Genomic DNA, 11,721 nt, shown 5'->3' with positions numbered 1-11,721 from the left:
GGCGTACTTGCCGACGCCTTCGCCAGCAAGCCGGCTCCTACAGGGTGAACCCGCGATTCAGAGGCCGCCCATCAAGGTGTATTTGAGTTCAAGGTAATCCTCGATGCCGTACTTCGACCCTTCACGGCCCAGCCCCGAGGACTTGATCCCGCCAAACGGCGCGACTTCGGTGGAAATCAACCCTTCGTTGATCCCGACCATGCCGTACTCCAGCGCCTCGCTCATGCGCCAGGCGCGGCCCAGGTCGCGGGTGTAGCAGTAGGCGGCGAGGCCGAACTCCGTGTCGTTGGCCATCTCGACGGCCTGGGCTTCGCTGTCGAAGCGGAACACCGCTGCCAACGGACCGAAGGTTTCATCCCGGGCGACTTTCATCTGCGTGGTGACGCCTGTGAGCACGGTCGGCTGGAAGAAACCGTTGCCCAGTGCATGGCGTTCACCGCCGCACAGCAGCCGGGCGCCGTGGGCGAGGGCGTCTTGCACGTGGTCTTCGACCTTGGCCACGGCGCGCTCGTTGATCAGCGGTCCTTGGGTGACGCCATCATCGAAACCGCTGCCGACCTTGAGCTGCGATACCCGTTCGGCCAATCGAGTGACAAAGGCGTCGTGGATGCCGTCCTGCACCAGGAAGCGATTGACGCAGACGCAGGTTTGTCCGGCGTTGCGGAATTTGGCGATCAGCGCGCCATCGATGGCACGCTCCAGATCGGCATCGTCGAAGACAATGAACGGCGCGTTGCCGCCCAGTTCCAGCGAGACTTTTTTCAGGGTCGGTGCGCACTGGGCCATCAGCAGTTTGCCGATGGCGGTGGAGCCGGTGAACGACAGTTTGCGCACCTGCGGGTTGGACGTCAGCTCGGCGCCGATGGCGATGGCGTCACCCGTGATCACGTTGAAGATGCCAGCGGGAATCCCGGCCTGTTCCGCCAATGCCGCCATGGCCAGCGCCGAGAACGGCGTTTCCGGGGCCGGTTTGACGATGCACGGGCAACCGGCGGCCAGCGCCGGGCCGGCCTTGCGAGTAATCATCGCCGCCGGGAAGTTCCACGGCGTGATGGCCGCGACGACGCCAATCGGCTCCTTGCTGACGACGATGCGCGCATCGCCCTTGTGGCTGGGAATGGTGTCGCCGTAGATGCGCTTGGCCTCTTCGGCGAACCACTCGATGAAGCTCGCGGCGTAGAGGATTTCGCCCTTGGCTTCGGCCAGTGGCTTGCCTTGTTCGAGGGTGAGGATCTGTGCCAGGGCGTCGGCGTTTTCCAGCATCAGGGCATGCCAGCGCTTGAGGGTATTGCTGCGCTCCTTGGCGGTCAGTGCGCGCCAGGCCGGCCAGGCCTTGTTGGCGGCATCGATGGCCAGGCGTGCGTGCTCGGCGCCGAGGTTCGGCACGCGGCCGATGAGTTCACCAGTGGCCGGGTTGAAGATGTCCTGACAGGCGCCATCCGGCGCGTCCAGCCATTGGCCATTGATGTAGGCCTGCTGGCGGAACAGTAACGAGGCTGCTGGGCTCATGCCGGCTCCTGAGTAATGTGGTGGACCCAGTGGGAGCGGGCTTGCTCGCGAAAGCGGTGGGTCAGTCAATATTGATGTCAACTGACACTCCGCCTTCGCGAGCAAGCCCGCTCCCACAAGGGGATTGTGTAGATCCATCAGGCCAGGGTAGGCAGCGGTCCCAGCTTGCCTTTGTGGTAGATCATCGGCGTGACCGGTTGCGCGGGCAGGATCAGGTTCTTCACCGCGCCGACGATGATCGCGTGATCACCACCGTCGTATTCGCGCCACAGTTCGCACTCGATGATCGCCGTGGCCTTGGCGAGGATCGGGTTACCCAGATCGCTCAAATGCCACTCGATGCCTTTGGCCTTGTCCTTGCCTTTGCCGGCGAAGGCATAGGCTTCGGCGGTCTGCTCGGCGGACAGCAGGTGAATCGCGAACTGCTTGCTGTCGCGCAGCACCGGGTAGGTGTCGGAGCCGTAGTTGGGGCAGAACAGCACCAGTGCCGGGTCAATCGACAGCGCACTGAAGGCACTGGCGGTGATGCCGACGATGCCGCCATCCGGGTCGAGGGTGGTGACCACCGTGACCCCGGACGGGAACGAGCTCATCACGTCTTTGTAAATGCCGGGTTCGATCATTTTCCAGGACTCCTAGCGCATCACGAAGGGATCAGGCATCGGTGCCTGGGACAGGTTGATCCACACCGTTTTCAGCTCGGTGTAGGCCAGCACCGAATCGATGCCGCTTTCGCGTCCATAGCCGCTGTTCTTGAAGCCGCCGATCGGCGCCATGGCCGAGACCGCGCGATAGGTGTTGACCCAGATGATCCCCGAACGCACGTCCCGGGCCAGGCGATGGGCGCGGCCGAGGTCGCGGGTCCAGATGCCGGCGGCGAGGCCGAACTGCGAGTCGTTGGCGATCGCCAGGGCTTCGGCTTCGTCCTTGAAACGGATGACCGAGGCCACCGGGCCAAAGACTTCTTCCTGCATGATCTTCATCGAATTGCGGTCGCACTCGAACAGCGTCGGCTCGTAGAACCAGCCGTCGCCCAGATTGGTCGGACGCTTGCCGCCCAGACGCAAACGCGCACCTTCAGCGATGGCATCGGCGACCAGACCTTCGACCACGGCCAGTTGCTGCGCGGTGGCCATCGGGCCCATTTCGCTGCTGTCGTCCTGCGGGTTGCCGATGCGGATGCGCAGGGCGCGTTCCACCAAACGGCCGACGAACTCATCGTAGATCTCGTCCTGCACCAACAAGCGCGAACCGGACACGCAGCTCTGCCCGGAGGCGGCGTAGATCCCGGCGATGGCGCCGTTGATCGCGCTGTCGAGGTCGGCGTCGGCGAAGATGATGTTCGGCGATTTGCCGCCCAGTTCCAGCGACAGCTTGGCGAAGTTCTCCGCACTGCTGCGCACCACATGCCGCGCTGTCGCCGCGCCGCCGGTGAAGGCGATCTTGCGGATCAGCGGATGGCGGGTGAGGGCCGCGCCAGTACTCGGGCCGTAACCGGTGACGACGTTGACCACCCCCGGCGGAATCCCGGCTTCCAGCGCCAGGCGCGCCAGTTCGAGGATGGTCGCCGAGGCGTGTTCCGACGGCTTGATCACGATGGTGTTGCCAGCCGCAAGCGCCGGGGCGAGTTTGATCGCGGTCAGGTACAGCGGGCTGTTCCACGGAATGATCGCGGCCACCACGCCCATGGCTTCGTGCACGGTGTAGGCAAACAGGTCCGGCTTGTCCAGCGGCAGGGTGCCGCCTTCGAGCTTGTCCGCCAGGCCTGCGGTGTAATGGAAGAACTCCGGCAGATAGCCGACCTGGCCACGGGTTTCGCGGATCAGCTTGCCGTTGTCGCGGCTTTCCAGCTGCGCCAGTTGTTCCTTGTTTTCGGCGATCAGGTCGCCCAGACGTCGCAGCAACTTGCCGCGAGCGGTGGCGGTCAGTCCGCGCCAGGCCGGGCTGTCGAAAGCGGTTTGCGCGGCTTGTACGGCGCGCTCGACATCGGCTTCGTCGGCATCGGGCAGTTCGGCCCAAGGCTCGGCCAGCGCCGGATTGAGGCTTTCGAAGGTCTTGCCGGACAGGGCATCGACCCATTCACCGCCGATGCACATCTGGAAGCGTGCGAGTGTCATGCAACGATCCCCTTGATCTGGTTTTGTTGGGAGTGCGCGGCCTGCAGAAACTCCAGCAACAGCTGGTTGACCAGGCGTGGCGATTCTACGGGCATCATATGCCGTTGCTCGGCGAGCACGGCAACGGTCGCGCCGGGAATGCGCTCGGCCAGCTGCCGGGCCATTTCCGGGGTCGAGCCCGGGTCCAGTTCGCCGGTGGCGATCAGCGTCGGCACCCGGATACTGGCCAGGTCATCGGCGCGGTACATATCCTGGGTGGCGAACAGTTCGTAAGTGGTCAGGTAACCCTGCGGGTCATTGCCGGCCAGGGTCTGGCGAATCGCGGCGATCTGCGCCGGGTTCGCGGCCTGGTATTCACGGCTGAACCAGCGCGACAGCGCCGCTTCGGCATTGGCGTCCGGCCCGTGTTCGGCGGCCTGGCTGGTGCGGGCGATGACCCCGGCGCGCTGTTCGGCGCTACGGTTGAACACGCTGTTGAGCACCACCAAGCCTTCCAGGCGTTGCGGGTAGTGCAGGGCAAACGCCCGCGCCACCAGCCCGCCCATGGAAAAGCCGATCACCGTTGCCTTGGGCAATTGCAGGTGGTCGAGCAGCTCCAGCAACTGGTCGGCATAACCGAGCAGCGGCGTGCCGCTCTCCGGACGCGGACTGGCGCCATGGCCGAGCATGTCGTAGGCGATGACGCGGTAGTTCGTGGCCAGGCCGACGATCTGGCCGCCCCACATTTCTTTGTTCAGGCCCACGCCGTGGATCAAGACCACGGGCTGGCCTTGGCCGGTCGCCAGGTAACTGGTGCCAGCCGGGGTGAGTTCAGCGGTGAGCCGAATCATGGAGCGCTCCTGCAATGCCTTCTTGTTGTCGTTCTGCTGGGCGGTTACTGGGCTTTTTCGGCAGCCAGTTCTTCCAGGTCGATGTAGCGGTTGCCGATGCGCGGGTGCAGGCGGCCACCGTCGGCGCATCCCAGGACCACGACGATTTCGTCGGCACGCGGTGCGTCTTCGATCTGCATTTCCAGGGTGATGTAGTGCGAGCGCAGGCCTTCGTCGTCCTTGTGCATCATCGGGATCTGGATCGAAGTGCCCGGGCCGCCGCGCTTGTTGGTGAAGCTCAGGTAGCTCTTGGCCTTGACCGCTTCGCGGTAATGGTTGCCGAAGCGCAGGGTGTGGATCACCGCCGAAGCGTGCTCGATTTCGCCGTCAGCGCCGACCACCGCAGCCTTGCCGTATGCCTCGATCTTCTCGGCGCCGCCAATGATGCCCACCAGGCGCTCGACCATCAGTGCGCCGAGGTCGGAGCAGTTGGCGCGGATCTGTGGTTTCAGGTCTTCGACGAAACCGTTGCCCAGCCAGGGGTTTTTCATCACCACGGCCAGACCGACCATGGTCACGGGCTTATCGGTGGCTTTGCCGCCTTCAATAAAGGTTTCTTCGACATAGCTGACGATCTTGCGGATTTCGAAACTCATGAGCTGCTCCGTAGAGGTTTTGGGTGTCTGTGCGTCTGATGGTATACCATAATACCGATGACGCAAGTCCCCCAACGGAGTTTCTGGCTGGATGGCAGGTAAAAGTTCGCGCAGCGGGCAGCAGCGGACAAACGGCGGGCACAGGATTACGCCGGGCGGGGGGATATGTTGTTGAGGAAGGGACGAACGCTATATCTGTGGCGAGGGAGCTTGCTCCCGTTGGACTGCGCAGCAGTCCTTTTTTTTGGTTCTTCACGGAATCCCGGGGAACTGTAGGAGCCGGCTTGCTGGCGATGGTCGTTAACGATAACGCGTGAAAACTGGATAAACGCACTGCACTTGAGTCCATCGCCACGATGCGGCGACCCGACAAGCCAGCTCCTACAGGTGTTGCGTTATCTGCCTTTCCGGGATTGCGTGAAGAACCCAAAAATGCCCTCGCCCGCTACTGCGGATCTACCTGATCCAGCACTCGGTTCACCGACAACTCTGCCAAGGCAATCATCTGTTGAATCCCCAGCGCCAAATTGCATTTTGGGCCAGAAAGGATAAACGCCAGTTCACTGGCCATGACACTGGCTGAAGCAAGGGTTTCACAGGCGTGAACCAGAAGGGTTTCATTGTTGACGTTGGGGGCGATGGTGAAGATTGGGCTTGGACGTCGCGTGGCCGCTGCAGGCTTGCGGGATGAGTGTTCGGAATCGGAGTCGATCTGACCGTCCGTTTCAGGGGGATTCGGAGTTGGTTTTATCATTGTGAAGCTCCTATGAAGTGAGCCTCTCCCCATCCGCTACCACGCAAAATAGGGAGACGGCTGTACACAGGGTGGTAGACCGGTCATAGGAACCCGGCAGGCCGAAGCCTCCCATGCACAGCCGCCACAAAGCAGCCAGCACAAAAAAACGCCCTGAGGCGTTCTGGGTCTATGAAGAAACCGGGCTACCACACCCGTTCGCTGAATTGGCAGCGACGGGACGAAGGTTAGCGAGATGGGTTTTGAAGTGCAACTCGATTACTCAAAGAGTTGCTTCACGAGCACTTGCTGGTCGCCCGGGGAGGACTATGTAGTGCTCTTCTGTGCGAGCCTGCTCGCGATGGTCGTCAACGATAACGTGTGTGAACTGGATAAACGCGCTGCACTTGTGTCCATCGCCGGCAAGCCGGCTCCTACAGTTTCCCGGTAATCCGTGATGAACCTTTTTTTTTGGGGGGGGGCCGCTTCGCGCCCCAGCGGGCCGGTGCGGCGATCCGACAAGCTCCCTCGCCACAGGTTATCTATTGATCTTTCAGGGTGGGCTAGAAGGAAGGGGATGGCGTTACCTGATGGCCATCAGGACTTCGCGTCCTTCGTCCCCAGCACATCACGAATGTTGTCCACCACATTGCTGTCCTTGATCACATCATTCAGCCAACCCTCGAGCGGCATGTTGCCCCATTTGATCGCGCGTTCGATCAGGTAGGGCACGGGGCTCTGGGGTTCGGTCTGCTTGAAGAATTGCGCGATGCCCGCGAGCAGGGTGAATGCCTCGTCGCGGGTCTGCGGCGTGGTGCGCAGCGGCGCGGCTGGAATGTCTTGCCGGGTCTGGGTCATTGCGGCACCTGCAGGTTGTGCGCCAGCGCTTTCGGCGACGCTCGGGGTGGGAGCGACAGAGGCCGGGTGCAGTTCGATGCCCCGATCCTTGAGCAGTTTCTCGGCCAGCTGCCCCGCGCGGGACAATACGTCATTGAGCCCGGCGAAGCTTGGCGCGTCATGACCGAACAGCCTGTCAGCGGTGTTCTGCAGCCGCTGGCACGCGTTGAGGCTGGCGGCTATTTCGCCGGCCTTGAGGCGCAGGTGGTCGGAGTCGGTCAGCACCACCGAACGCTGGAACACCTCGGCGTTGATCTTGCCTTCGTCGAGGGCGGCGCGCATGGCCTGGGGGTTCTGCAAACCGAGGTTTTCGACGTGCCGGGATTCGTCGTAACGCAGCAGGCCGTACTGCTGGCCCTGGGTGATGGGCAATCCGCCCACGACATCCGCCAGGGTCGTTTTCATCCACGCCAGACGGGCAGCGCGTTCATCGACGCCGTCCTCGAGGGAAGGGAAGAGGCCGGCCCAGAAATTATCCAGCAGGCGTTCGGCCAGGGTCAGGCCGAAGGTGATACCGGTGAAATGGTACTTGTGCGCCAGGGCTTCGCTGAGCCAGGCGACGAGCATCAGGTCCTTGCTCTGTCGAGCCAGGCCCTGGGCAGCCAGGGTGAGGGTCAGATCCCAGTCGGAGGACTTCAGATCGGTTTGCCAGTCACCCTGGGTCAGGTAATCGGGGTCTGCTCGCCGTGCTTCTTTCACCTGATCGAACAAGGTGGAAAAGCTCAGGTCTTCGCCGCTCCCCTCATTGATGGGCGCGGTCAGTTCGGCCAGCGAAAGGTCGTTGAGAAATTCAGACATGGGAAACTCTGATCAGACTAAAAGAACACCGCGCCCGCCTGGCAGGCGCAGTGCTGAAAACGAGCCGCGTGTGCGGCCCGTCATTACCACGGTGTTATGCGAAAACCTTGTTCGCGGTGCGATCCCAACCACCGGTGACGTTGCCGCCGCCCTGGCCATCGGCACGGCTCTGCTGGGTGTAGGTGGTCTTGATGCGAGCGAAGTTGAAGCTGATTTCTTCGATCGGCAGATCGCCAACCGCTTTGTCTTCGCCGTTCTGGTTACCGCCAGCGATCGCTTTCACGGACGACACCACGACTTCTTCCAGGTTGATGGTCAGGTAGGTGACCTTGTCGCCACCGGCGCGGTTCACGTTCAGCTGGATCTTGGCAATGTGCTTGCCATTGCAGCAGTGTTCGAACAGCTTGGCCGAAGCCTTGTCCACGGCTTTGCGGATGCGGAAGTCGCTCAACGCTACACGTTCCGACGAAGCACCGCCCGACGAGCTGGCCGTCGCGGAGGTCGCTTGGGTGGCGCCATACTCGTAGCCCAGCACTTCGATCCAATCCTTGTGTTTGTCGTCCAGCACTTCACCTGGAATACCTTCGATCTGGATGTATGCGTCAAATGCCATTTCTATTTTCTCCTTACCTTCATTTAAAGGGATGTCACCTGCGAGCAGGTTCCAGCCCTTCGTTCTAACCTCTTTGAAACGATCAACAGAGGTGTCTTATGCCAGCCCGGGCCTCTCGTTGAGATGACCCGGATGCCGGTATTTCTTCACAGGGCGCGCATGCTCAGTTGAGTGCCCGCACTTCGATTTCTACCCGCCGGTTAGGCTCCAGGCAGTGGATCAGCTGCGCTCTTGGTTGCTGCATGTCGCACTTGACCAAGGGCTTGTTGCTGCCTTCGCCGACGGCTTCCACCAGCTCGCCGGGTACGCCTTTGCCCACCAGGTAGGTCTTGATGGTTTGCGCCCGCTGTTTCGAAACCTGCAGGTTGCCCTGTGGATCGCCCAGTTGATCGGCGTGGCCGGCGATGATGATTTTTCCGATGTTGGGGGTGCTGAGCAGCTTGCCGGCGATCGCGCTGAGCTGGCTTTGGCCTTCAGTCTTCAGGCTCTGGAAGTCCGCACGGGCGAAAGCGAACAGGGTGTCCGACTCCAGCGTGATGGTTTCGATCGAGCGCAACGACTGGGTCAGCAGGCTGTTGATGTAGTTGCGCGAGCTGGAGATCAGGAACGCGTTGTCGAGGATCCGCGGCACGTCCGGCTGGTGAATCTGGTCGCTGTAGAAATTGATCTGGCGGCTGGCGAACTCATAGTCCGAGGCGGCGACACTGGCGTTGCCGACCTGGCGGGCAATCGCCGGGTACCAGTAGTCCGGGATTTTCGCCTTGAGGAACGCAGGGTCGGCCTTTTCCCGCTGGGCACGCGACAGCATGACGTAGGTGTCCAGCGTCGCCTTGCCGAACGCGGCGATGGACTGCGCCCGGTTGTCGTTCGGCAGGGCCTTGGGTTCGACGCTGTCCACGCCGGTCACCGGCATCAGGTCCTTGGCATTGCGCTGATAGACCTTGAGGGTGGTCAGCAAGTACAACGACCGGGTCAGGTTGTCGGCCGTGGGCTTGAGCATCACGCTTTCCAGGCGGTCGAAATAGCGGCTGCGCACCAGTGGTTCTACCTTGTGGCCCTGATAAAGCCCGAGGCGCATGCGCAACGGTACGCCTTGGTCGTGATGCCGCGCGTAGTAATCCGCGGTCCAGAAGCGCAGGCGATCGAGGGTTTGCCAAGCGGTGTATTGCCCGGTGGCGGAGCGGTCATCGGCCGTCGCCTGAGTCAGTTCTGCCGAGATGCCCTGCAGGGTGTTCCTGTTGTTCACATACGACCAGCCCAACAAGCTGCACAGCAGCACCGCGACCACTGCGGCACCGCCGATCCAGGCCGCCCGGCGCCGACGCTCGCGGTGGTTGGTGGTGTACAGCGCCACCAGGTGCTGGTCGGGAATGATCACTTTGCGGAACAGGCTGTTGATGAACAACGGGCGCGGTTGCGCGTTGCCGTTGGCGATCTCCCGGTCACCTTCCAGCGAGAATCGCTCTGTCACCTGGCGTGCGTGCCCGCCCAGTTCCGGCTGGTCGGCATCGAGGGCACTGGTGAAATAGAAGCCGCGCAGCAGTTCGGCACTTTGATAAGGGTTGGCGCGCAACAGGGCATCGACGAACAGTTGCAGCCGTGGCTTGAGGGCCGCCAGCTCCAGCGGGAACCGATACACCGCCGAATCCTGACGGGTGATCTGGATGTCTTGCGAGACCAGCTGCTGGCTCGCCACCTGTTGCCAGTAGCTGACCAGCTCGTCCATCGCAACGCCAAAGCGCTGCCCCCAATCGGCCTGCTCATAGCCTTTGTGGGAGAAGGTCTTGCCCATGACTTCGCCACGGGCGGTTTCGTCCAGTTGCCGATAGAAAGGCGCGAAACCCGGCACCAGGTCGCACTTGGTGAACACCAGGTACACCGGCAGGCGCACTTCCAGCAGGGCATGGGTTTCCTGGATGCGCTCGCGCAGGCGCTTGGCGATGCGCTCCTGATCGTCGAGCGAGGTTTGCAGGATGTCGTGGATGCTGACGGTGACGATCAGGCCGTTGAGTGGCCGGCGCTGGCGATGCTGGCGCAGCAGCTGGAGGAACGCGCGCCACTTGCCGGCCTCTTCCTGGTTGTTCATGTAGCGGCCGGCTGTGTCCAGCAGCACGGCCTCGGAACTGAAGAACCAGTCGCAATTGCGCGTGCCACCGAGACCGGCGACCCGCACGCCTTCGCGCTCGGCATAGGGGAAATTGAGACCCGACTGATAGAGCATGGTGCTCTTGCCTGCCGCGGGCTGACCGACCACCAGGTACCAGGGCAGGGCGTACAGCGCATCCTTGGGATTGCTGCCCCGTGGCTTGTTGCTGTGCAAGCGTTCGATGCTCTGCAACAGCCGCTCGCGCAACAGGCTGACTTCCTCGCGATCCGCCGGGCTCGCGTTCAGCACGGCCTGGTCGGCATCCTCGCGCAACAGTCCTTCGAGGTTGTGATGCCGGGACACGCCCCGATAAAGCAGCAGTACATAACCGGCGGACAGGCCGAGGAACACGCCAATGCCGGTCAACAGGCTGTTGAGCGAACTGAAGTCGAACGCGCGGCCGATGCCCCACACCACGAAGATCGTGAGGAAAAAGCACACCCCGAGAATGTAGGGCTGATAGCGCAAGAAGTAATACTTGATCTTGTTCATACGGACTTCGAATCCAGGGCATCGACAAAACGGTCGATAACGTCACCCAGTGGGCGGTCTATTTCGGGAAAGGCGTGGTTGCGGTGGTGCTCGTCGAAGGCATCGAAGGACGCCAGCACGTCATAGCTCTGCGAGCGTTCATGGATGCCGGTCAGCAGGCGATAGGCAGCGCTGGTATTGCGTGAGGCAAAGCAGATCAGCCGGGGACGCATGAAGTCGTCCGCCAGCAGGCTGATCTGCGGCACGGCGCGCTCCGGGGTCATGTGTGTCAGCCAGGTGACCCACAAGTCTGCGGTCGGGTTTTTCAAGCCTCTTTCCGCCGGCAAGGGCAGGGCGATGCCGATCGGCGTTGCGTGATCCAGATGCCTTTTGAGTGCCTGAAGGCGCGTCAGTACGGCATTGGTGACGAACTCCGGGTAGGTGCCCTGGAGCGCGCAAGCGATATCGCGCAGGTTGAAGTTCACCAGGAACTTGTCATGCACGCGCCGGAACAACTCGAAGTCCTGTCCTTGCAGCGGGCGCAGGGCCTTGATGCGTTCGAACAGCACCGAAGTGCTTTCACCCTGGACGGCCATGTGCAGCAACGGCCGGATCTGCCCGCTGAACAGTTCGCCGAGGGTGAACGGATTGACCAGAGGCTCGGCTTCGCTGGCCTTGAGGGTCTGGAAAATGAAGAACGGATAGCGTCGTCCACTCGAATCCCTCGAGCTGATCAGCCCGCCCAGCAACCAGTTGCCGCTGCGTGCGCGGTAGCTGAAAAAACACAGCGGCAACCCGTCGAACAGCTCGCGCCAGTCTTCGCGATGCTGCAGAGCGGCGAGCGCCCCTTGCAGCCAGCCGTCGAACTCGCAGACGTCGTCGCCCACACCTTGCAGGCTGACGAAGTCCGGGCTCGCGGGCACCTTGCCGAAGCAGCCGATCATTGGCCGGTTTCCCGGTTCAAGTTGCAAC

At 62.2% G+C, this 11,721-nt stretch carries 10 protein-coding genes; all 10 read right to left on the bottom strand.

Going from position 1 to position 11,721, the window contains the following annotated elements; all coding sequences use genetic code 11:
• Window positions 1-57: 57 nt before the first annotated feature.
• The 10 genes from KGA88_RS28710 to tagF all read right to left on the bottom strand — a co-directional run bounded on the left by KGA88_RS28710 (window position 58) and on the right by tagF (window position 11,693).
• Entirely contained in the window at window positions 58-1,509 is a 1,452-nt protein-coding gene (locus tag KGA88_RS28710) for an NAD-dependent succinate-semialdehyde dehydrogenase (RefSeq protein ID WP_223595998.1), read from the bottom strand.
• A 137-nt stretch (window positions 1,510-1,646) separates the two neighbouring features.
• The gene (locus KGA88_RS28705; RefSeq protein WP_110662724.1) at window positions 1,647-2,132 is read right to left on the bottom strand and encodes a flavin reductase family protein; all 486 of its coding nucleotides are present in this window, start codon (window positions 2,130-2,132) and stop codon (window positions 1,647-1,649) included.
• A 12-nt stretch (window positions 2,133-2,144) separates the two neighbouring features.
• Window positions 2,145-3,626, bottom strand: coding sequence for an aldehyde dehydrogenase (locus tag KGA88_RS28700; RefSeq protein ID WP_223595996.1), 1,482 nt, complete (start codon window positions 3,624-3,626; stop codon window positions 2,145-2,147).
• Complete coding sequence (locus tag KGA88_RS28695) at window positions 3,623-4,456, bottom strand: alpha/beta fold hydrolase (RefSeq protein ID WP_160389462.1); 834 nt, start codon at window positions 4,454-4,456, stop codon at window positions 3,623-3,625. Before KGA88_RS28695 ends, KGA88_RS28700 begins: the two co-directional genes overlap by 4 nt.
• A 44-nt stretch (window positions 4,457-4,500) precedes the next feature.
• Window positions 4,501-5,091, bottom strand: coding sequence for an amino acid synthesis family protein (locus KGA88_RS28690; protein WP_007978708.1), 591 nt, complete (start codon window positions 5,089-5,091; stop codon window positions 4,501-4,503).
• 445 nt (window positions 5,092-5,536) lie between these two features.
• Window positions 5,537-5,845, bottom strand: a complete 309-nt coding sequence (locus KGA88_RS28685) for a DUF6124 family protein (RefSeq protein WP_178120766.1) — start codon at window positions 5,843-5,845, stop codon at window positions 5,537-5,539.
• A gap of 576 nt (window positions 5,846-6,421) precedes the next feature.
• Window positions 6,422-7,519, bottom strand: a complete 1,098-nt coding sequence (gene tssA, locus KGA88_RS28680) for a type VI secretion system protein TssA (RefSeq protein WP_223595994.1) — start codon at window positions 7,517-7,519, stop codon at window positions 6,422-6,424.
• A gap of 94 nt (window positions 7,520-7,613) precedes the next feature.
• Window positions 7,614-8,132, bottom strand: coding sequence for an Hcp family type VI secretion system effector (locus KGA88_RS28675; RefSeq protein ID WP_110658897.1), 519 nt, complete (start codon window positions 8,130-8,132; stop codon window positions 7,614-7,616).
• Window positions 8,133-8,295: 163 nt separating this feature from the next.
• The gene (gene tssM / locus KGA88_RS28670) at window positions 8,296-10,770 is read right to left on the bottom strand and encodes a type VI secretion system membrane subunit TssM (RefSeq protein WP_223595992.1); all 2,475 of its coding nucleotides are present in this window, start codon (window positions 10,768-10,770) and stop codon (window positions 8,296-8,298) included.
• Complete coding sequence (gene tagF / locus KGA88_RS28665; RefSeq protein ID WP_223595990.1) at window positions 10,767-11,693, bottom strand: type VI secretion system-associated protein TagF; 927 nt, start codon at window positions 11,691-11,693, stop codon at window positions 10,767-10,769. Before tagF ends, tssM begins: the two co-directional genes overlap by 4 nt.
• Window positions 11,694-11,721 lie beyond the last annotated feature (28 nt).

It is taken from the genome of Pseudomonas sp. A-R-19, assembly GCF_019956575.1.
GTDB lineage: Bacteria > Pseudomonadota > Gammaproteobacteria > Pseudomonadales > Pseudomonadaceae > Aquipseudomonas.
This window is presented reverse-complemented; position numbering and strand designations above follow the sequence as displayed.